This is a genomic window from Gemelliphila sp. 1F1, assembly GCF_056897515.1.
In genome coordinates this window covers 327,205-349,958 of sequence record NZ_JBXHBE010000001.1, presented here as the reverse complement: position 1 = coordinate 349,958, position 22,754 = coordinate 327,205, and the positions used below count along the sequence as shown (strand labels likewise).

The 22,754-nt window shown below is 25.6% G+C and carries 24 protein-coding genes; 22 read left to right on the top strand and 2 right to left on the bottom strand.

The features are described from left to right. Positions 1–5 precede the first annotated feature (5 nt). The 12 genes from AC1XWJ_RS01585 (at position 6) to AC1XWJ_RS01530 (ending at position 11,748) form a co-directional block, all read left to right on the top strand. A complete protein-coding gene (locus AC1XWJ_RS01585) occupies positions 6–1,568 on the top strand; it encodes a glycosyltransferase family 39 protein (RefSeq protein WP_483334084.1) in 1,563 nt (520 codons plus the stop codon). Next, positions 1,549–2,742, top strand: a complete 1,194-nt coding sequence (locus AC1XWJ_RS01580) for a leucine-rich repeat domain-containing protein (RefSeq protein WP_483334083.1) — start codon at positions 1,549–1,551, stop codon at positions 2,740–2,742. The genes AC1XWJ_RS01585 and AC1XWJ_RS01580 overlap by 20 nt, the downstream gene beginning before the upstream one ends. Before the next feature lie 149 nt (positions 2,743–2,891). Further along, complete coding sequence (ybeY, locus tag AC1XWJ_RS01575; RefSeq protein WP_483334271.1) at positions 2,892–3,365, top strand: rRNA maturation RNase YbeY; 474 nt, start codon at positions 2,892–2,894, stop codon at positions 3,363–3,365. 12 nt (positions 3,366–3,377) lie between these two features. Beyond that, complete coding sequence (gene era, locus AC1XWJ_RS01570; RefSeq protein WP_483334082.1) at positions 3,378–4,286, top strand: GTPase Era; 909 nt, start codon at positions 3,378–3,380, stop codon at positions 4,284–4,286. Then, positions 4,270–5,025, top strand: coding sequence for a DNA repair protein RecO (gene recO, locus AC1XWJ_RS01565; RefSeq protein ID WP_483334081.1), 756 nt, complete (start codon positions 4,270–4,272; stop codon positions 5,023–5,025). Before era ends, recO begins: the two co-directional genes overlap by 17 nt. Next, positions 5,018–5,806: a glutamate racemase gene (murI, locus tag AC1XWJ_RS01560; RefSeq protein ID WP_483334080.1), complete on the top strand. Its 789-nt coding sequence runs from the start codon at positions 5,018–5,020 to the stop codon at positions 5,804–5,806. The genes recO and murI overlap by 8 nt, the downstream gene beginning before the upstream one ends. Before the next feature lie 10 nt (positions 5,807–5,816). Continuing rightward, complete coding sequence (rdgB, locus tag AC1XWJ_RS01555; RefSeq protein ID WP_483334079.1) at positions 5,817–6,395, top strand: RdgB/HAM1 family non-canonical purine NTP pyrophosphatase; 579 nt, start codon at positions 5,817–5,819, stop codon at positions 6,393–6,395. 1 nt (position 6,396) lies between these two features. After that, the gene (locus AC1XWJ_RS01550; protein WP_483334077.1) at positions 6,397–6,609 is read left to right on the top strand and encodes a ferredoxin; all 213 of its coding nucleotides are present in this window, start codon (positions 6,397–6,399) and stop codon (positions 6,607–6,609) included. A gap of 16 nt (positions 6,610–6,625) precedes the next feature. Further along, complete coding sequence (locus AC1XWJ_RS01545; RefSeq protein ID WP_483334076.1) at positions 6,626–8,809, top strand: DNA translocase FtsK; 2,184 nt, start codon at positions 6,626–6,628, stop codon at positions 8,807–8,809. Positions 8,810–8,913: 104 nt separating this feature from the next. Continuing rightward, complete coding sequence (gene pgsA, locus AC1XWJ_RS01540; protein ID WP_483334270.1) at positions 8,914–9,483, top strand: CDP-diacylglycerol--glycerol-3-phosphate 3-phosphatidyltransferase; 570 nt, start codon at positions 8,914–8,916, stop codon at positions 9,481–9,483. A gap of 209 nt (positions 9,484–9,692) precedes the next feature. Then, on the top strand, positions 9,693–10,724 hold the full coding sequence (locus AC1XWJ_RS01535) for an AEC family transporter (protein ID WP_483334074.1): 1,032 nt from the start codon (positions 9,693–9,695) through the stop codon (positions 10,722–10,724). 25 nt (positions 10,725–10,749) lie between these two features. Continuing rightward, positions 10,750–11,748, top strand: a complete 999-nt coding sequence (locus tag AC1XWJ_RS01530; protein WP_483334073.1) for a 2-hydroxyacid dehydrogenase — start codon at positions 10,750–10,752, stop codon at positions 11,746–11,748. 56 nt (positions 11,749–11,804) lie between these two features. Here the strand turns inward: AC1XWJ_RS01530 and mnmA are convergent, their stop codons facing one another. Together mnmA and AC1XWJ_RS01520 are read right to left on the bottom strand one after the other, a co-directional pair. Continuing rightward, entirely contained in the window at positions 11,805–12,911 is a 1,107-nt protein-coding gene (gene mnmA, locus AC1XWJ_RS01525) for a tRNA 2-thiouridine(34) synthase MnmA (RefSeq protein WP_483334071.1), read from the bottom strand. Beyond that, positions 12,911–14,035 carry a cysteine desulfurase family protein gene (locus AC1XWJ_RS01520; protein WP_483334070.1) on the bottom strand — a complete coding sequence of 375 codons (1,125 nt, stop codon included), beginning with the start codon at positions 14,033–14,035 and terminating at the stop codon, positions 12,911–12,913. The genes mnmA and AC1XWJ_RS01520 overlap by 1 nt, the downstream gene beginning before the upstream one ends. A gap of 170 nt (positions 14,036–14,205) precedes the next feature. Between AC1XWJ_RS01520 and AC1XWJ_RS01515 the strand changes: the two genes are divergently transcribed. From AC1XWJ_RS01515 to hprK, 10 genes are all read left to right on the top strand, one after another. Further along, positions 14,206–14,826, top strand: a complete 621-nt coding sequence (locus AC1XWJ_RS01515) for a helix-hairpin-helix domain-containing protein (RefSeq protein ID WP_483334068.1) — start codon at positions 14,206–14,208, stop codon at positions 14,824–14,826. 17 nt (positions 14,827–14,843) lie between these two features. Beyond that, complete coding sequence (locus AC1XWJ_RS01510; protein ID WP_483334067.1) at positions 14,844–15,308, top strand: ComE operon protein 2; 465 nt, start codon at positions 14,844–14,846, stop codon at positions 15,306–15,308. Continuing rightward, on the top strand, positions 15,305–17,230 hold the full coding sequence (locus AC1XWJ_RS01505) for a ComEC/Rec2 family competence protein (RefSeq protein WP_483334065.1): 1,926 nt from the start codon (positions 15,305–15,307) through the stop codon (positions 17,228–17,230). The genes AC1XWJ_RS01510 and AC1XWJ_RS01505 overlap by 4 nt, the downstream gene beginning before the upstream one ends. A gap of 7 nt (positions 17,231–17,237) precedes the next feature. After that, positions 17,238–18,224, top strand: a complete 987-nt coding sequence (gene holA / locus AC1XWJ_RS01500; protein ID WP_483334064.1) for a DNA polymerase III subunit delta — start codon at positions 17,238–17,240, stop codon at positions 18,222–18,224. Positions 18,225–18,371: 147 nt separating this feature from the next. After that, positions 18,372–18,614: a 30S ribosomal protein S20 gene (rpsT, locus tag AC1XWJ_RS01495; protein ID WP_179942283.1), complete on the top strand. Its 243-nt coding sequence runs from the start codon at positions 18,372–18,374 to the stop codon at positions 18,612–18,614. Between the two features lie 112 nt (positions 18,615–18,726). Then, on the top strand, positions 18,727–18,984 hold the full coding sequence (locus AC1XWJ_RS01490) for a hypothetical protein (RefSeq protein WP_483334063.1): 258 nt from the start codon (positions 18,727–18,729) through the stop codon (positions 18,982–18,984). A 1-nt stretch (position 18,985) separates the two neighbouring features. After that, positions 18,986–20,392 (top strand): peptide-methionine (S)-S-oxide reductase MsrA, encoded by a 1,407-nt coding sequence (msrA, locus tag AC1XWJ_RS01485; RefSeq protein WP_483334062.1) that lies wholly within the window; start codon positions 18,986–18,988, stop codon positions 20,390–20,392. A 19-nt stretch (positions 20,393–20,411) separates the two neighbouring features. Beyond that, a complete protein-coding gene (locus AC1XWJ_RS01480; RefSeq protein ID WP_483334061.1) occupies positions 20,412–21,338 on the top strand; it encodes a manganese-dependent inorganic pyrophosphatase in 927 nt (308 codons plus the stop codon). A 13-nt stretch (positions 21,339–21,351) separates the two neighbouring features. Next, positions 21,352–21,747: a phage holin family protein gene (locus AC1XWJ_RS01475; protein ID WP_483334060.1), complete on the top strand. Its 396-nt coding sequence runs from the start codon at positions 21,352–21,354 to the stop codon at positions 21,745–21,747. 69 nt (positions 21,748–21,816) lie between these two features. After that, complete coding sequence (gene hprK, locus AC1XWJ_RS01470) at positions 21,817–22,752, top strand: HPr(Ser) kinase/phosphatase (RefSeq protein WP_483334059.1); 936 nt, start codon at positions 21,817–21,819, stop codon at positions 22,750–22,752. Positions 22,753–22,754 lie beyond the last annotated feature (2 nt).

Genomic DNA, 22,754 nt, shown 5'->3' with positions numbered 1-22,754 from the left:
GTTTTATGAAAAAGAAATTAATTTCGAATTTTCTAATATCAGCTGTCGCTATTTTATTTTTTATATTAATGGCATTAAATTCTTTTTTAGTATTGACCAAAACGGCAATATTTCCTACTGATTATCAAGAGACATTTTATTACACACAAGATAATACTATACTGAACATTTTATTTTTAATAGTGTTCAGTATAGCGCTATTTTTTTTATCTAAATATATAAAAAGAATAATAGGAATAAAAAGATTTGTCTTGTTGGCAATGATCTATTTATTTGTAGTAAGCTTATTATTTGCCATACTAAGACGTGATTATGTTCAGTATGATCCTTTTAATGTAATTGATCAAGCCAGTAACTTTTTGCGAAATAATTATACAGGTTTAGAAAAAGGTAACAATTATTTGTATATTTATTCTCATCAAATAACGACAGTGTTTATGTTTCAAATATTTTTTGCAATATTTGGAAGAGTAACTTTTATACTTTATTTGGTACAATGTTTTTCTATAAGTTATATATTGTTTATTCTGTATAAGATTTCAAATATCTTGTTTGATAATGAGAATACTAATTATATAACGGTAATATTAACATTATTTAATTTTCCTTTAATATTTTATGTAGCATTTATATATGGGACATTACCGGGAATGTTTTTAACTCTTTTATCATTTTATCACTTTATTAAATATAGCAAATCAAATAAGTGGTACGATTTAGTAATATCGTTAATTTCAATAAACCTAGCTATTTTATTAATTGGTAATAATCTAATCAATATGTTAGCTATATTTGCTGTTACTGTAATATATCTGATAAATAAATTTGATAAGAAACTTTTAATTTTTATGATTGCTAGCCTTGTGTTTATGACAGGGGCGAAAAGTACTATTGAAAATTATTATGAGGTAGTATCTAAACAAGATATTCCTCAGGGAGTTAATAAAATCTCTTGGATAGCAATGGGAATGCAAGAAGGAGATAGAGAAGCAGGTTGGTGGAATAGCTTTAATTATGATATTATGACAGAAGAAGATTATGATAATGAACGTGTAGTTGAAATTTCCAAAAAATCTATTTCACAAAGATTAAATGTCTTTAGGAATAATCCTAAATACGTAATAGATTTTTATGTTAGAAAGTATGAAAATCAATTTATAGAACCTACTTTCCAAAGTTTGTTAATAACAGCACCTCAAAAAGATGTTGAGGAAGGTAATAAGATTATAGTAATTAAAAATAAATTGTTACAAGAACTATATTTTGGAACTACTAATAAGATTTTGTTTAATGTAATGAAAGTTATGCAAATATTTATCTATTTGTTTACAATGATTTTTGGAGTAATAACTTTTAAAAAGAAAGAATTAAATTATTTAATTATTCCAATAGCCTTTATAGGTGGAACATTATTTCATATGATTTGGGAAGCCAAAAGCCGCTATATATTTCCTTATTTTATCTTTTTGATACCTTTAGCAGCTTACGGATTTGTTATTACTAAAAATATGGTTATAAAATATTATGAAGAAAAAGGAGGAAAAAAGTATGATAAAAAAAATACTTAACTTAATAATAACGTTAGGCCTAGCAACTTGTATTTTAACTCCTAATATACAGGCAGCAGATAATTACGTACCTTTTCCTCAAAAAGAAGAAGTAGATACAACAGAAGAAATATATTTTCGTGATTTAAACCTAAAAGAAGCAATATTGGAATATTACAAATTCCATATAGATAAAGAGTATAAAGATAATAAAATTACTAAAGGTATGATGAGTAAATTTACAACTCTATACTTACCTTGGTCAAACATTTTTTCTTTAGATGGATTAGAAAATGCAGTTAATTTAAAAAATTTAAATTTAGCTAATAATTTTATAGAAGATATAACACCTATAACAAATCTGACAAAATTAGAAGATTTAAATATCAACAATAATAAAATTAAAGATGCAGACGAATTAAGTAAATTAACAAATTTGAAAAAATTAGCTATTAAAAAAAATATAATAACCAATTTAAAATTTTTGAATAATATACCAGTTGAAGAGTTAGATATTTCTTATAATGGAATTTTAAAAAATTCTATTGCAGAAGAAGTAGACTTATCTAATATAAGAACTTTAAAAATTACTGGATTAGGTATAGAAAATATTAATTTTCTTAAAACGGCTACTAAGTTAGAAACTTTATTTGCAGAAGAAAATAAAATAAGAGATTTAGCTCCTTTAGAGAATTTAACAAATTTAAAAATGTTATTTCTTGATAAAAATAATATTGTAGATTTATCGTTATTAAAAAATTTAGAAAAGTTGAGTGAGTTAACTCTTGCCAAAAATAATATTACAGATATAACTGCTCTTGAAAATAAAAAAGAATTGTATAGATTAATACTAGACGGTAATAAATCTCTTAGTAATATTTCAGTACTGGCTACTGTTACAAATTTGTCTAGTTTATCTATTAACGATACTAATGTATCTGATATAAGCTCTTTAAATGATTTAAAATATATTTTTTATGTGTCGCTTATAAATAGCAATGTATCTAAAGATAGTCAAAATAAATTTAGAGAGTATAATGAAAATTATAAAAAAACTCAAAATATAGATAAAAAAGTAGAAATTATAGGTAATAAAGTAGGTAAATATTTCACAATAAAAAATTATATTTTTATGTTAATAATGATAATAATTACATTTAGTGGAATAATTAGTTATTGGAGAAGAAATAAGTAATTTAAAATATTGTTTAGTTAATTCTAAGCAATATTTTTATTTTTTCATATAGTAATTTTTAAGTAATATGTATAAGGTAGCAATGGAATTTTGTTTTTTATAATGTATATGGTATAATAAAGTATTATATATTCGTAGTATTAAGGAGAATTATGGCATTTTTAGAAATAATAGATGAACAAAACTATGTAGATGAAAAGTTTAGAGATTTAATTATTAATTTATTAGAATTAGCAGCGAAAATTGAAAAAGTAGATATTGATAATACAGAGTTATCAATAACTTTTGTAGATAAAGATGAAATTCAAGATATTAATAGAGAATACCGTGGTATTGATAAACCTACAGATGTTATTTCTTTTGCATTAAATGATGAAGTAGAAGGAGAATTAAAAATTATAGGAGGTAATCAAATAGATTACTTAGGAGATATAATTATTTGTGTAGACATAGCTAAGGAACAAGCTCTAGAATATAATCATTCTTTTGAAAGAGAACTAGGATTTTTAGCAGTACATGGATTTTTGCATTTATTAGGTTATGATCATATGACAGATGAAGACGAAAAAGAAATGTTCGGAAAGCAAGATACTATTTTAAACGAATATGGATTACTAAGATAGAAAGAGGATTTAATGTATAACGAATTGATAAAAACAGGATTTATTACTATTATAGGACGACCTAATGCAGGAAAGTCTACTTTACTAAACAATGTTTTAAAACAAAAAATAGCTATTATGTCTGATAAACCCCAAACTACTAGAAATATTATAAATGGTGTTTATACAGATGACGATTCACAAATAGTATTTATTGATACACCAGGAATACATAAACCTAAACATAGATTAGGTGATTATATGATGAAAGTAGCAAATAGTGCAATAAAAGAATCAGAAATAGTCTACTTAATTGTTAATGCCTCTGAAAAGTTTGGTAGTGGTGATGAAAGAATCTTAAATATTATAAAAGAATTAAATGTACCTACATTTCTATTATTAAACAAAATAGATTTAATTACTCCGGAGCAGTTAATAAAAACTATCGATTTCTATAAAGATTTGTACGATTTCAAAGAAATAGTTCCTATATCAGCATTAAAATCAATTAATGTCGATAACTTATTAAATGTTACTAAAAAATATCTTACTCCTAGTATAAAAATGTATCCTGATGACGTAATAACAGATTCTCCAGAATATTTTATTATTTCAGAATTTATCCGAGAAAAAGTTCTGCAACTTACAGAACAAGAAATACCTCATTCAATAGCAGTTGTAGTTGATAAAATAGAAAAAGAAGAAAATTCTAAAAAACTTATAATAGCTTCGATAATAGTGGAGAGAAAATCTCAAAAGGGTATGATTATTGGTAAACAAGGAAAAATGATAAAAGAAATAGGAAAAAGAGCTCGTAGAGATATAGAAGAACTATTAGGAGAAAAAATATATTTAGAATTATGGGTGAAAGTTATCGATGGTTGGAGAACGAAGCCAAATCTTATAAAAGATTTAGGATATAGGGATGATATCTTTGATTAAAAAAGGAATAGTAAAAGGAATTGTGCTTAAAAAAATTCCTTATAAAGATTATCATGAAATAGTACACATCCTAACTGAAAATGGAGAAATAGAGAGTTTTTTTTATGAAAATGTTAATAAAAATAAAAAATTACAAAAACTCTCTATCCCTTGCACAGTAACTGTACAGTACTTTCGCACCAGTGGTATGAACAAAATAATTACTTTAGACATAGATGACTATTTTAATAATATTTTATACGATGTTATAACTAGTAGTTATATAGGAAACTTGTTAGAATTAATATCTTATATGAATAGAATACCACAAAAATATTACAATTTATTATTAGAATTAATAAAACTAGTAAATGAAAATAAAGTAGATGTAAAATTAGTTAATATTTATTTTATTATAAAAATATTGAAATTAGAGGGATTTAATTTTAAATATAAAAAAGATGTAACTGAATATTTATGTTATAGCTTTAAAATGAATATGTTTTTAGATTTTATTGATTCTCCTAGCTCATATTTGTTAAATAATAAATTAGTAAAATTAATATATATATTTAGTAGCTATAATACTGATATTTTGGAAAAAGTTTTTTTAGAGAATGATGAAGTGGTAAAATTATTTAATTTTGTTCATTTATTAATAAAGGAATATTTAGGGTTAGAAACAAAATCTTATAAAAAAATATTAGAATTAGAAGAAATGTTTAATTCTTTTAAGGAGGATAATAGGAAATATGAATAGACCTATTGGTGTTTTTGATAGTGGAGTTGGAGGATTAACCGTTGCTAAAGAAATATTAGAAAAACTTCCAAATGAAACTATTTATTTTTTTGGTGATGTCAAAAATTGTCCTTATGGAGAAAAAAATAAAGAAGAAATAATAAAATATACCAAAGAAGCAGTTGAATTTTTAATAAAAAAAGATGTAAAAATGATAGTATTAGCTTGCAATACTGCTACTGCTGCGGCATTACAATTTTTAAAAGGAAAATACAAAATTCCTATAATAGGGGTAATAAAATCTGGAGCAATTACAGCACTAGAAACTACAAAAAATAACAAAATTTTAGTATTAGGTACTAATTTCACTATAAATTCTAAAGCATATTCAAAAGTTATTTCTAATATTAAAAGTGATATAACTGTTTATGAGAAATCTTGTCCATCTTTTGTGCCATTTATAGAAAGTGAAAATTATAGTGATGAATCTAAAGCATTCCAAATTATTAATAATGAGCTTTTTACTACAAAAACTTATGACATGGATACACTGATATTAGGCTGTACTCATTATCCTATTATTCAAAATTATATTGAAAGTTACTATGATAATAAAATAAAAGTAATATCTTCTGCAGTAGAAACTACAAAAAAAGTCTATAAAATACTAAAAGATAATAAAATGTTAAATAATAAAAAAAGTATAAGTCATAAATTTTTTATTTCAAAAGAGAGTCAAGAATTTAAAAGTACAGCACAAAAATGGCTTAATGAAAAAATTGATTTAGAAATAGTAAAATAGGAGAGTATTTATGAAAGAATTAGTTTTAGCATCGAACAATGAACATAAAAAAAATGAAATACAAAATATTTTAGTAAATTATAAAATATTAACTTTAGATGATATTGGGTTTTCTGATGAAATAATAGAAGATGAAGAAACCTTTGAAGGGAATTCATTAAAGAAAGCGCGAATAGTAGCAAGATTTAGTGGAAAAGATACGATAGCAGATGATAGTGGTCTATGCGTGGATTTATTAAATGGGGAACCGGGGGTTTATTCTGCTAGATATTCGAAAGAAGGTACAGATGATGCAAATATTGACAAACTATTGTCTAAATTAAGAGGTAGAAGTTCTGAGGCAACTTTTGTATCTGTAATATCTTTAGTTACAAAAAATGGAGAAGAATATAGTTTTAGAGGAGAATGTAAAGGAGAAATAATTGATCAAAGACTAGGTACTAACGGTTTCGGTTATGATCCAATATTCTATGTTCCAAAATTCAAAAAAACATTCGCAGAGCTTTCATCAGAAGATAAAAATAATATTAGTCATAGAAAAGTTGCATTAGATTTATTAGTAGAATTTTTAATGACAGGTGGTATTTAAAATGAAGAGTAGAATTAATAGAGATACGTGTATAGCTTGTGGAAATTGCTATGCGATATGTCCAGAAGTTTATGATTGTGATGAAGACGGTATAGCTTATTGTATTCTGGACAATAATGCTATGACAAAAGATATTGATTCATCTTTGTATAAATCAGTGATAGACGCATTTGAATGTTGTCCTACTGGTTCAGTTGTTGTAGAATCAAACTAGAAGGAGGTATACTTTTTTGGCTACAAAAAAAAAGAAAAAGAATACTACCAAGAAAAAACAAACAAAATCTAAATCATTAAATATAAATAAACTTCCTAAAGAATTAAGGGATTTGATTGTATCAATTTTTGTTTTTATTATATCAATAATTTCTTTGTTAAGGATGGGTTTAGTAGGAGAGTTTTTAGATAATACTTTAAAATTATTTTCAGGTAGTTTTAGTTACATAATTTATATTATGTTGATTAGTTTTCCTATATTTATTATTTTTAAGAAAAAAATATTAATAACTCCTTTGTTTATTGGCTTATTAGTTACTTTTGATATTTTGCTAGAAATTATTTTTGTAAAACATAGTAACTATGAGTTTTTATCTTACAAAAATATTAACAATGATAATTTTAACTTTTGGGGTGGGGGGCTAATAGCTAAATATCCTACTAAAATTATAATTCAATTACTATCTTATTATGGAGCGTTAATAATTTTTATATCATTAATATTAGTTATTTTATTAGTTTTATTTAATAAATATTACCCAAATCAATTTAATGATATAAAAAATTATTTTAATAAACAACTTAAATCCATTAAACCACAAAAAATAGTTAAAGAAGTAAAACAAGATAATGGTAAAAAAGTTTCCAAAAATAAAGAAGAAGTATATTCTGATGATATATTAATTGATATTGATAATAATACTTTTAATGCGGATACACAAGAAGTTAATACTGATATTAATAATAATCAAGATATAGATTATAATTATGAAGACAATAAAAATTATGATAATTATGTGCTTCCTCCTTTAACATTATTAAGGGATCCGATAGAAAATAAAAAAATATCTAATAAAGAAATAATGGAAAAATGTAGAATAGTTGAAGGAACTTTTAAGGATTTTGGAATAGATGTAAAAATTAAAAAAGCTAAGGTAGGTCCGTCTATTATACAATTCCAAATTTCACCAACACCGGGGACAAAGGTTAGCAAAATAGTTAATTTGAGCAATGATATTGCTCTGAATTTAGCAGCAAAAGATATAAGGATAGAAGCCCCAATTCCTGGAACTTCTTTTATAGGAATAGAAATACCTAACAATTCAACTCAATTAGTAACAATTAAAGAAGTATTTGTTAATAGTGATGATAATTCACCGTTATCTGTTGTTTTGGGTAAAGATGTATCAGGAGATTCTATTTTTGCAAGGCTTGATAAAATGCCTCACCTTTTGGTAGCAGGATCAACGGGAAGTGGAAAATCTGTATGTATAAATACAATTATAACTAGTATTTTACTGAAAAATAATCCTGACAAGGTTAAATTAATTATGATAGATCCAAAAATGGTTGAATTATCAATTTATGATGGGATACCTCACTTATTAACTCCAGTTGTAACGGATCCAATTAAAGCGGCTGACGTTTTGCATAAAGTTGTTTTAGAAATGGAGAAAAGATATAAAGAATTTTCTATTGCTAGAGTTAAAAATATTGAAAGTTATAATAAACTAGCAGAGCGTGATGAAGAATATAAAGAATTTCCATATATAGTAGTCATTATAGATGAATTGGCAGATTTAATGATGGTTGCATCGAAAGAGGTTGAAGAATCTATAGCTCGTATATCTCAAATGGCAAGAGCAGCAGGCATTCATTTAATTATTGCTACACAAAGACCTTCTGTTGATGTTATTACAGGAGTTATTAAGACAAATATTCCTTCAAGAATTGCTTTTGCAGTAAGTTCTAGTGTCGATTCAAGAACTATACTTGACCAAACAGGAGCAGAGAAGTTATTAGGTAGAGGAGATATGTTGTTCCAATCAATAGATGCAAGTAAGCCTATACGTGTTCAGGGTGCTTTCTTGTCTGATCAAGAAGTAGAAAATATAGTTGATTTTATTAAAAATCAAGCAGAAACACAGTATGATCCTAATATGCAACCATCTGAGAATATTTCGAGGGATAACTCTAACTCTAGTGATGAAGTTGATCCCCTATATAAAGAAGTTTTGTTATTTATAGCCAAAACTCAAAAAGCTTCCGCTTCATTGTTACAACGTAGATTTAAAATAGGTTACAATAGAGCTGCTAGAATTATAGAAATGTTAGAAGAAGATGGTTATATAGGTCCAGCAGAAGGAAGTAAGCCTAGAAAAGTATTTTTAGAACCTGAATATGCAGAAAATGATGAATAAATTAACACTAAATATTGTTACACTATTTAATATATGTTATAATTTCTTTAGTGTTTATTAAGCAGTACCAAAACTTATATTTATGTGAGGATTAAATTATGAATATGAATTTACCAAATAGAATAACATTATTTAGAGTTATTCTAATACCCGTTTTTGTATTTTTATTACTTTTTAATATTGATACAACAATAACTATTGTTTATGGAAATCCTATAAAATATAATGTTTTTCTAGCAGCATTATTGTTTATCTTTGCCTCTATAACTGATTTTATCGATGGCTATATAGCGAGAAAATACAATCTTATAACTAATATGGGTAAATTTCTTGATCCTCTTGCTGATAAGTTGCTAGTAGGAAGTGCATTTATTGTAATGATAGAGTTAGGTCTTATACCTAGTTGGATGGTTGTATGCGTTATAGCTCGTGAATTTGCAGTAACAGGACTAAGATTACTTGCAGTAGAGCAGGGAGAAGTTATAGCAGCAGGTTTACTAGGAAAATTAAAAACTATTACACAATTAGTTGCTATAATTTTAATTCTTTTAGGTAATCCAATTTTTAACTATTGGCAAATTCCATTTGATCAAATAATTTTATGGATATCTACAATTTTAACTATAGCTTCAGGATTAGAATATTTTAAAAATTCATTACATGTTTTTAAATAATAACATATTATAATTAAAAAGTATTAAATTGATTTGAATCAATTTAATACTTTTTTTGTTTTTTGTAAACAAACGATATCTATTACATATATTTTCAATCATTTTCTGAAAATCTCTTGATTATGTAGATAAATAGAGTTATAATGTTTTATGTTGTTATAACTGAGTTATACAACGAAAAAAATAATATTTTAAGGAGAATTTTACTAATGGAAAATATGAGTAAAATTATATTATCAAATAGCTTTTTAGGAGCAATATTTTCTACTATTTCTATTATTTTAATAGGTTATTATATTCGTAAGAAAAATATAGTAGGAGCAGAGAGTGGAAAAGTTCTTAGTAATATTATGCTATCTGTTACATTACCAGCTTTAGCTTTTCAAGCGTTTATGGTAAATATTACAAAAGAAACTTTTACTACAGGACTTAATGTTTTTATATTTGGATTTATATCGTATGTTATTCTTATAATTTTAGGAGAACTTATTTTCTTCAAACAAAAAGGAGATAAAAAAACTACTTTATCAGTATTAACGACGTTTGGGTCTACTACATTTTTTGGAATTCCAATAATTAATGGATTTTTGGGAGCTACTGGAACATTATATGCTAATATTTTTAATATAGCTTATCGTGTATTCTTATATTCTTATGGACTTGTCAGAATGAGTGGTACAAAATTTGAGAAGAAAAATTTAAAAGCTATTTTTGGAAATCCTATAATTATTGCAACATTTGCAGGGTTACTTATTTGGATATTCCAAGGTAGTTTACCTCAAGTATCTATTTCTGAAAATGGAAAAGAAGTAAGCTATGCATTTTTACGAATTGATAAGACAGTTCCTTGGGTATTTACTGCAATTAAATATTTGAGTGGATTATCTTCTCCGCTTGCTTGGTTAGCAATAGGGATAACCCTTGGAAATATCAAATTAGGAGATGCCGTTAAAGATAAATTAGTTTGGTTCTATACATTTTCAAAATTAATGATAGTACCTGCAATATTTATATTAATAATAATGGCTATAAGACCTATCCTTCCTATGAGCTATGAAGCAGTAATGGCAATTATTATAATGTTAGCAACGCCACCAGCAACAGTTGCAGTAGCATATGCCATTAAGTATGAAAGAGAGCAACTTTTAGCGAGTAATGCGTCATTATTAGCTACAGTATTAGCGGTAGCAGCTATAATTTTTTGGATTATAGTAGGAACTGCATTAAAAGGATTTTTTTAATAATTAATTTATAAGGAGAAACAAAATGAAAGTACTATGTTATGGTGTTCGTGATGTAGAGAGACCAATCTTTGAAGAAGTTAATAAAAAGTTTAACTATGATATGACACTTGTTCCAAATTATATGAAAACTAAAGAAGATGTTATGTTAGCCAAAGGTTATGATTGTGTAATATTGCGTGGAAATTGTTGGGCTAATAAAGAAAATTTAGATTTATTTAAAGAATTTGGAGTTAAATATGTCCTTACTAGAACAGTAGGTGTAGATCACATAGATGTAGCTTATGCCAAAGAAAATGGATTTAAAACTGCCTTTGTTCCAGGATATTCTCCTAATGCTATTGCTGAATTAGCAGTTACTTTAGGTATGACTTTATTAAGAAATGTAGCTTACACTGCAAATAAAACTAGTAAAAAAGATTTTACTGTAGATGCTCAAATGTTCTCAAAAGAAATAAGAAATTGTACAGTAGGTGTAGTAGGTATAGGAAGAATAGGGTTAACTAGCGCAACTTTATTCAAAGGATTAGGGGCTAATGTTTTAGCTTATGATGCCTTCAAGAAAGAAGGAGTAGATCATATTTGTACACAAGTAGAATTAGATGAGTTAATTGCTAAAAGTGATATAATTACTCTACATTGTCCTTTTATTAAAGAAAACGGAAAAGTAGTAACTAAAGACTTCGTAAGCAAAATGAAAGACGGTGCAATTTTAATAAATACTGCACGAGGTGAATTACAAGATTTAGATGCTATAATTGAAGGTTTAGAAAGTGGTAAAATTGCTGCAGCCGGACTTGATGTTATAGAGGGAGAGTCAGCATTCTTCTTTAAAAATTTAGAAAATCAAAAAATTGAAGATGAACGTGTGGAAAAATTAGTAGCTATGTATCCTAAAGTGTTAATAACACCACATATGGGTAGTTATACGGATGAAGCAGTTTTAAATATGGTTGAAACTAGTTTCGAAAATTTACAAGAATATATTGAAACTGGAAACTGTAAAAATGAAATTGTAGGATAGTAATAATTAAGAAAAGAGTAGATAAAATAATTATCTACTCTTTTTCATATTGAATTTTACAATTGCAATCTCTGTTCGCCTTTGTATACTTCATCTATCAAAGCGCCACCTAGGCAAATCTCGTCTTTGTAGAAAACTACTGCTTGACCGGGGGTAACAGCACGTACTGGTTCAGAGAAAGTCACTTTTACTTTATTATCTTTCAATATGTTGACTTTAACTTTAACGTCTTTTTGACGATATCTAAATTTTGCGGTACATTCAAATGAGTCGCTGTAATTATCCGATATAAATGATAATGAACTAGCTAATAAACTATCAGAATATAAAGCAGGATTGTGAAATCCTTGGCAAACGTATAAAATATTTTTATCTAAATCTTTGCCACAAACAAACCAAGCTTCACCATCTGTATCTTTTGTTCCCCCTATACCCAGTCCATGACGTTGCCCAATAGTGTAATACATTAGACCGTGATGTTCACCACGAATATTTCCATCTAAATCAACCATTTTACCTTTTTGAGCAGGTAAATATTTACTCAAAAATTCTCTAAAATTTTTCTCACCAATAAAGCAAATACCTGTTGAATCTTTTTTCTTAGCAGTTATAAGGTTAGCCTCTTCTGCAATTTTCCTAACTTGTGATTTTTCATAATCACCGATAGGAAATAATATATTATTAATTTGATTTTGTGATAATTGACTTAAAAAATAAGTTTGGTCTTTATTGTTGTCAATTCCACGAAGTAACAATGTTTCATCATTGTTAACTTTAGTTCTAGCATAATGTCCAGTAGCTACGAAATCAGCCCCTAAATCATAGGCATAATCCAAGAATACTTTGAATTTTATTTCTTTATTACACATAATATCTGGGTTAGGTGTGCGACCTTTTTTGTATTCTTCTAAGAAGTAGGTAAATACTTTATCCCAATATTCTTTTTCAAAATTAATAGAGTAGTATGGAATATCTAATTGTTCGCATACTGTTATCACATCTTTATAATCTTCATCTGACGTGCAATTTCCGTTTTCGTCTTTTTCTTCCCAATTTTTCATAAAGACCCCAATAACATCGTACCCTTGTTTTTTTAGTAAGTATGCAGCAACGGATGAGTCGACCCCGCCACTCATACCTACAACAACTTTTTTTCTTGTCATTAGTTACCTCGCATTAAAATTCTATTTTCTAATTCTTTTATTTTTGTTACAGTTAGATCTATCATTTCTTTAGTGGTATAATATCCTACACTTATACGTACAGAATTTACCGCACGTTCTTGATTATACATATTAGTTATAATTTTACTTCCTTTTATGCTACCTGAACTACACGCTGAGCCACCAGATATAAAAATATTATTGATGTCTAAGTATGTTATAAGCCTTTGTGATTCTATATTTGGAAAGTAAATATTTAATATATTAGGTAAAGTTTCATTGATAGCGCCATTGATTTCAAAGTGTATTTGATTATTTTGTAAAGAAGTTATAAAATAATCTTTTAATTCTTTTAGTTTTTCTTTTGAATCCAAAGTTCTAGCTAAACATTTCTCTAAAACTACAGCACCTAGTACATCACTAGTTCCTGATCTAATACCATTTTCTTGTCCACCACCAATAATTAAAGGTGTTATTTGATTATTTTTTGAATATAGGAAACCAAAATTATTAGTTGCTCCTATTTTATGAGCAGAAACTGATGCAAAATCTAATTTTAATTTTTTAACATCAATGTCAATTTTTCCAAAAGCTTGAACTATGTCGCTATGGAGTAATATATTATGTTCTTTAACAATATTAGATATTTTATCTAAAGGTTGAATAACACCAGTTTCATTATTAGCTAACATAATAGATACTAAAATAGTTTTATCTGTTATAGCTTTCTTCAAGTCATCTAGTGATATAATACCATCTTTATTTACTTCTAGTGTAATTATTTTAAAGCCTAAGTTTGCTAATTTATGTGCACATTCTGATACTGAAGGATGTTCAATATTAGAAATTATAATTTCTCCAGATTTATAGTTGTTGGCAATATGATTCAACACCATATTGTTTGCTTCTGTACCACCCGATGTAAAAATTATTTCGTTATCATTAGCATTAATAGATTTTGCTATAAATTTTCTTGCGTTACTTAGTAATGTATTATTTTGTTTACCTAAAGTATGATTGCTATTAGGATTAGCATAAATATTCTCTAACTCACTAATAGTATCTTTTATTATATCAAAATGTTTTAACGATGTTGCTGCGTAATCTAAATAAATATTTGACAAAAAATCACCTCTATAAGTTAATATCATCTAATTTTAACATAAATTTTATTATGTGAGAAGTAATATATTTTTAGAATATTTTATTTAACGATTGTTACTATTATGGTATGTTTTGACTTAATAATAATTAATATATTATAATTAAATTAATATAAAGGCAAGGTGAGTATATGAAATATGAAAAAGAAGATATTATTGTTTTTATTAAGCAAAATATAAAAACTATATGTTTTGCATTAATAAGTAGTTTAGTTGTAGGTTTCTTAATTTTCAGTTTTTTTAAGAAAAATAACGAACCTAAAGTAGATATGAATAGTTATGAAGTATTAAATGAAAGCAAGTCTGAAGAAGATAGTGAACAAAAAGAAGAAGTTAAAAAAATATTTATTGATATAAAGGGAGCTGTAAAAAATCCCGGTGTTTATGAGTTAGAAAAAGATAAAAGAATAAAAGATGCTTTGGATGTTGCTGGAGGATTATTAGAAGATGCAGATACATCAAATATAAATTTGAGTCAAAAAGTTCATGATCAAATGTTGATAGTAGTACCTAAAGTAGGAGAAAAAATATCAGCACCTATTAATAATTCAACTGATAGTAAAATAATAAATATAAATACTGCCACCAAAGAACAGCTAATGACTATTAATGGAATAGGAGAAACTAAAGCAAAAGCAATCATTGATTATAGGGAAAATAAAGGACAATTTGATAAAAAAGAAGATATTATGAAAATAAAAGGTATCGGAAAAGGTACATTTGAAAAAATAAAGGATGAAATTGAAGTTTAAGGAGAAAAGATTATATTATGAATAAGAGATTAAGTTGGGACGAATATTTTATGGCACAAAGTCATTTGTTATCACTTAGATCAACGTGTAATAGACTTAGTGTAGGTGCTACAATCGTTAGGGATAAGAGAATTATATCTGGAGGGTATAATGGCTCTATTAAAGGAGATGAGCATTGTATAGATTCTGAATGTAAGATTGTAGATGGACACTGCGTTAGGACTATTCATGCAGAAATTAACGCAATATTGCAATGTTCTAAATTTGGTGTATCTACCGAAGGAGCAACTATTTATGTAACACATTTTCCTTGCTTAAATTGTACTAAATCTATTATCCAAGCAGGTATTAAAGAAATATGTTATGCTAATGACTATCGCAACAATGAATATGCAGAAGAATTACTAAAAAAATCTGGAGTAAAAGTGCGAAAAATTAATTATAATAGTGATTTAATTGTAGCATGTATGTTGGAACAATGAAGATTTTTCTTTTAGCATTGTTGTCATTAATAGCAGTATTAGTAAAGTATAACATAATATTAGCACTTTTCTTGACTATATTATTTATGGTTCTATTAATATTAAATAGGCAATATATTAATGCTAAAAGTATTACACTATTTGTTGTAGTATTTTTGGCATTTTTTATTAGAAATACGTATATTCAAAATAATAATTATTCAATATTGGCAAATACTAAAGATCAATATGAAATAGAAATTGTTGATAATATAGCGATTAATGGAGATTTTTTAAAAACAGTCGGCTATATCAACAATGAAAAAGTGATAATTAATTACAAAATTAATAGCGATATAGAAAAGAAATATTTTCAAAATGCCTTTTTAGGTGGAACTTTATATGTAGATGCTACAATAGCTGATATAAAAGATAAAAAAAATTACTATTCTTTTGATAGTAAAGAATATAATAAGTATCAAGGTATTTTTAAATTGTGCACTATTGATGAAATAAAAACTATTCAAGATAAAAAATATAATAGCATATATAGAAAAATACAGAGTCTACGTTTGATATTTATTAATTACATAGAAAAGAATATAAAGTTTAACAAAAGTGGTTACTTTGAAGCATTAATATATGGTGATAAAGGTAATATGGCTGAAGAATATCTTGAATCATATAGATTATTAGGAATAAGTCATTTACTTGCAATATCAGGATTACATATAGCGACATTAGTTTCTTTATTTTATAAAGTTTTTCGTTATTTTAAAATAAGTGATACTAAAATAAATTTTTTAATATTTATTATATTACCTATTTATACAATTTTTACAGGATTACAGCCTTCTACATTGAGAGCAAGTTTAATGATTATTTTATATATAATCTTCAGAAGGAAAATTTCTTCTTTATCTGCCTTACTTTTAACTTTTTTGACTTTATTATTAATCAATCCTTTTTATATTTTTAATATTGGGTTTCAATATTCTTTTTTAGTAACGTTTTGTTTAATAATGTCTAGCTCATATATTAATAATAGCAATAATAGTATTATAAAATTATTAAAAATAAGTTTTATATCATTTATTGCAGGAATTCCAATTAGTTTAACAAATTTTTATACAATTTCTTTTATAACTATAATTAGTAATATAGTTTTTGTACCGTACTTTACTTTAATTATTTTTCCTTTAATATTAATTTCTTATTTAATTTTTATTATAGATATAAATTTGTTTAATTATATTTCTGTGCCTATGTTAAATATAGTATTTAACATTAATGATTTTTTTGAAAAATTGTTTCTCAATTTCGCTAATCTTATTTATATAGGAAAACAAGAAAATTTTATAATTTATCTATTAACCTCTTTAATATTTTTTTTACTTATTTTCTTAAATAAAGAAAATTATAAACTAGCAGGTTTTACATTAATTTCAATGTTGATAGTAATATTTAGCACAAAATTTTATTCTAAAGATAAGTTTGAGGAATTATCAATAAGTAATAAGCAAGTTTATTTTTTGAGAAAAGATAATATTTCGTATTTAATCAATACATCAAATAATTTTCAAGATTACTACAAAGATTTTAGAAAAAAGGATAGAACTTATGATATAATGAAGGAATATGATTCTATATTCAAATATGAAGGTATTTATTCTATTGATTATTTAATTATTACTAAAAAAAGTAGTAAAGAAATAGGATATGCACATAATTTAATAGGAGCTAATAAAATTAAAAATGTAATTGTTTTGAAATCTCTTAAAGATGAAAATATAATAAAGGATATTTTAAATTTAGCAAAATTTAAAAATATAAATGTAATTTTTTGGGACGAAGGAAGTTATAAAATTAACAATATTGTTATCAACGTTAATAATAGTAAAGCAATATTAAATTATAATAATAAAAAATATGAAATTAGTTAAGGAAAAAATGAAAAATATATATTTATTGTACGGAGAAAATAGAGAAGCTATCTTGGAATATCAAGATAAGTTAGCTAAAAAATATTTAGAATCTGAATTGGATAATTTTACTTATATAAAATACAATATGTTAGAAACTACCATAGAAGATATTGTTTATGAATGCCAGAGTACAGGATTGTTTTCTAATAAGAAAGTTGTTGTAGCAGATAATAGTACCTTTTTTGAAAGTAAACCTAAAAAAACTCGAGTAGAGCATAATATATCTCATTTAGTTGAATATTTTGATAATATAAATGAAAATGTAATCTTAATCTTCAAATGTGGAGAAAGCATAGATAGTAGAAAAAAATTAACAAAAAAAATTAAAGAAATAGGAGAAATAAAGTCTTTTTCCAATTTTAAAGAAAAAGATCTATCACTTTATATCACAAACTATTTAAAAAAAAGAGACATATACATTTCAAGTGAAAATATTAAATTTCTCTTGGATTTTAGTAGATTAGATTTTATAGGAATAAAAAGAGAATTAGAAAAATTAGAGTTATATGTAACTAATAAAAAAGTAATTGATAAAGAAGATATAGAATTGTTAGTTACAAGAAGTATAGAATACGATGTATTTGCATTAACGAATAGCTTGTTTTCAAAAAATTATTTAGAGTTAAGCAGTACCTATGATAATTTAAAATTAAAAGGAGAAGAACCTATTTTTCTTTTATCATTAATAGCAGGACAGCTTAGAGTTTATTATAAAGTAAAAGTTTTATTACAAGAAAACTATAATCAAAAAGATATTGCTATAAAATTAGGAATACATCCGTATAGGGTTCAATTAGCAGCACAAGATGTTTATAACTATTCTATAAGAAACCTTATGGAATGTTTAATGTTGTGTAAAGAATGTGATGAAAAATTAAAATCAAGTTATATGGATAAGTATATTCAACTAGATTTATTTATTAATAAACTAATGGAGAAATTACAGTGGTAATAAAATAATAGCAAAAAACTATTGAAATGTTTAAATTAATATGATAGAATTAGATAGTTGTATTTTTAAACAACGCTTAATTATTCGTAATTAAGAATATTAATTAATATTTCTTAGTAAAAGTAGTAAATATAGGAGGTGAAATTAATGCCAAATATTCAATCATCAGTAAAAAGTGTACGTAAAGATGCTAAAATTAATGCTGCTAACTCAGCTAAAAAATCAGAAATGCGTACAGCTATAAAAAAAGCTAAATTGGCAAAAGCTGAGGGTGCTGATAATTCTGCAGAATTAGTAAACCTAGCTTTCAAAAAAATTGATAAAGCAGCTAAAACGAACTTAATACATAAAAATGCAGCTGCAAGATACAAATCAAGCTTAAGCAAGTAATGACTAACGATACCAAACGGTGTCGTTTTTATTTTTTTATATTAATAGAATTGAAAGAAAGATATAATAATGTTATAATATGTTGTAATAATGTTTTCAGTCGGAGGTAATGATGAATAAGAAAACAAAATTTCTATTATTTACTTTAGCGAGTGTAATAGTAGTAAAACAATTAATGAAAAAAAATGAAAGATATTCAGCAGAAGAATTAGAAAAAATAAATAACTATAAAGAGTATTTAGAAAATAAAGATTTCGTAGTAGTTGACAAAAAAAGTTTTAATAAATTAAATGATAATAAAATTTTTAAATTATCATCAATTCCAAAATATTATGGAGTAGCTAAAACAGTAGCTAAATTTATTTTATAATATGCTTATTCCTGAGAAAAATTATTCTTTTGTTGAGGAATATCCTAAAAATAAATTAACTTTAAAGAAATTTATAAAAGAAATATATTATAGAATGATGTATGATGATATTTCATTATTATCAGCTAATCTTAGTTATTATTTTATATTATCAATATTACCTTTACTTGTAGTTGCTTTAGCACTTACACCGTATTTTAATATTAATCAAGATTACTTATTAATGAAAATTAATACTTTAGCACCAGGTGTTTTAGGTGATTATATATTCAGTATGATTAGTGAAGTATTGAACAATAAAAGTAATACACTTTTAACATTTGGTATCATCTTTACACTGTGGTCAGCATCTAATGGAATTTATGGTTTAATGTATGCCTTTAATATTGCTTTTAGAGTAAAAGAAGAACGAATGTGGTTTGTAGTAAAATTAATTAGTATTATTTTTACTGTTATAATTATGATAGCAATGTTTATTATGCTAATTTTATTAGTTTTTGGACGACAAATAACTTGGCTACTATTTCATAAATTTAATTTTGATGAACAGTTTTATAATATTTGGAATTATGTAACATATTTATTACCGTTATTTTTTACTTTTTTTATATTTGTATTTTTATACGTATTGGCAACAAATGTTAAGTTGAAAATCTCTCATGCTATGCCGGGAGCTTTTTTTGCAACTATTTCTTGGATTGTACTTAGTAAGATGTTTGGTTACTATATAGATCATTTTTCAAATTATATAAAAACATATGGCTCTATAGGTGCAATAATGTTGTTTGTTATGTGGCTTTATTTTACGGGCTATGTACTGATTATAGGTGCTGAAATTAATGCTATATTATACAACTATAAAGTAGAAAATAGAAAATTTTATGAAACACATGTAAGTTTAAATAAAGGAGATGATAGTATGGTTAAGGAGATATATTTAGCTGGTGGATGTTTTTGGGGAGTAGAAGGATATTTCCAACAATTAGATGGAGTAATTGAAACTAGGGTAGGTTACAGCAATGGAAATACTAAAAATACTTCATACAAAAAAATAAAAGATACTGATCATGCGGAAGTTATTTATTTAAAGTATAATCCAAATATAATAACTTTAGATGAAATCTTCCAACACTATTTTAGAATTATAGATCCTGTTAGTATAAATAAACAAGGTGCAGATATTGGTAGACAATATAGAACTGGTATTTATTACATTGATGATGAGACAAAAAATGAAGCATTGTCTTTTATAAATAATTTACAAAAAAATTATGATAAAAAAATTGCAGTTGAAGTACAAAAGGTAAATAATTATGTTGATGCAGAAGATTATCATCAAAAATATTTGGACAAAAATCCTACAGGATATTGCCACGTAGATTTATCATTAGCAAAAAAAGAATTATAGAATTAAAAGGAGTTTTATTATGAGTAAAGTTTTAATTTTTGGACATAAAAATCCAGATACAGACACAATATGTTCGGCTATTGTGTATAATAACTTAAAAAGGTTACAAGGTATGGACACAGAAGCAGTTCGTCTTGGAGAAATTAATGATGAAACGAAATATGCTTTAGAATATTTTGGAGCAGACATACCTCGTCTAATAGATAATGTAGAAGAAGGGCAAGAAGTAATTTTAGTTGATCATAATGAAAGACAACAATCTGCTGATGGAATAGAAAAAGCTATTGTAAAAGAAGTAGTAGATCATCATAGAATAGCTAATTTTGAAACTGCTGCCCCTCTATACTACAGAGCAGAACCGTTAGGATGTACGGCAACAATTTTGAAAAAAATATACAACGAACAAGAAGTAACTATAAATAAACAAATGGCAGGTCTTATGTTATCGGCTATAATATCTGATTCTTTATTATTTAAATCACCTACTTGTACTGTTACTGATAAACATATAGCAGAAGAATTAGCTAAAATAGCTGATGTAAATGTTGAAGAGTATGGTTTAAATATGCTAAAAGCAGGAGCTTCTACAATTAAAAAAACTGCCAATGAATTAATTAGTGTAGATGCAAAAGAATTTATTTTGAACAACAAGAAATTAATAATAGCACAAATTAATACAGTTGATGCTAATGAAGTAATTTCTCGTCAAGAGGAAATAGAAGCTACAATAAATTCAGAAATAGATAATAAGGAATTAGATGCTTTTGTATTCGTTATTACTAATATCTTGACATCTGATTCTGAAGTTTTAGTTTTAGGTAAAGAAAAAGAAAAAGTATCTAACGCATTCAACAAAACATTAGTTAATAATGTTTTGACTCTAGAAGGAGTTGTATCAAGAAAAAAACAAGTTGTACCTCAAATTACAGAGGAATTTAATAAATAAGGATTGATCTTTTATGAATAATATATCTAACAATTTTAGAATAGTATCTATATTAAAAAATATAGTAGTTAATTTTTTAATTATTTTGGCTTTTTCTGGTTTTTTTGGAAATAGTTTGCAATTAAAAAATCCTTTATATGCTTTATATGGATCTATTTTAATAACGTTATTTTATAAATTTATAAGGCCAGTATTTCTTTTTATAAGTATTGTTCCTATCATTTTAACGTTTGGTTTTTTTATAGTAATTATAAATGCATTAATAATATTGTTAGTTTCTAACGTATTATCACCAGACTTTCATATAAGTTCATTTCTTTCGGCATTAGGATTAGCAATATTTATTTCTATTTTTAATGCTATAATAAATGGAAATGATAGGCAAATTATTTTCAAAAAATATAAATAAGTGATATAGTGGAGTGGAAGATTTATTCCACTCTAATTTTATAAATAAAGTTTGCAGATAGGAGAAATTATGTCGAAAGTAAATACACGATATTTAGTAGAAAAATTAAAACTAGAAGTAATAGTAGGAGAAGAAGAACTTGATAGAAATATAGAATCGTCTGATATTTCAAGACCTGGATTAGAGCTTGCGGGATATTTTTCGTACTATACGCCTACTAGAATACAAGTATTAGGAACTAGTGAGTTAGCTTTTTTTAGTCTATTAAATGATAAAGAAAAACAAACTAGAACTAGAATGTTAGCTACTAGAAAAACTCCTTGTATAATTATTTCGAGAAATCTAGAAGTACCAAAAGAATTAATAGATGCTGCAAAGAGATATGGTACTCCAGTTTTACGTAGTCCAGATGTAACAACTATTTTAATGAGTAAAATTACTTACTTACTACAAAATAAATTAGCTCCTGAAACATCCGTTCACGGTGTTTTTATAGAAGTTTACGGAATAGGAGTATTAATTACAGGAGAAAGTGGAATAGGTAAAAGTGAAATTGCGCTAGAGTTAATAAAAGGAGGTCATCGCTTAGTTGCAGATGATAGAGTTGATATAAAAGAACTTGATAATGGATTTTTAATAGGTAGATGCGGCTCACCACTTATTAAAAATTTGTTAGAAATTAGAGGACTTGGTATCATAAATGTTATGACTCTTTTTGGGGCAGGTGCAATCAGAGAAGATAAAAAAATTGATCTTAATATTCATCTTGAAACGTGGAATGATGACAAAGCTTATGATAGAATAGGTTTGACTACTGAATATAAAATTATTCACAACACTAAAATTGAGAAAAAAACTATTCCTGTAAGACCTGGTAGAAATATTTCTGCAGTAATAGAGTCTGCCGCACTTAATTATAGATTAAATAAAATGGGAATTAATACGGCAAAAGAGTTTGAAGAAAGATTACTTAATCAAATAACTTCTTCTAATGAAAAGGAGTAATA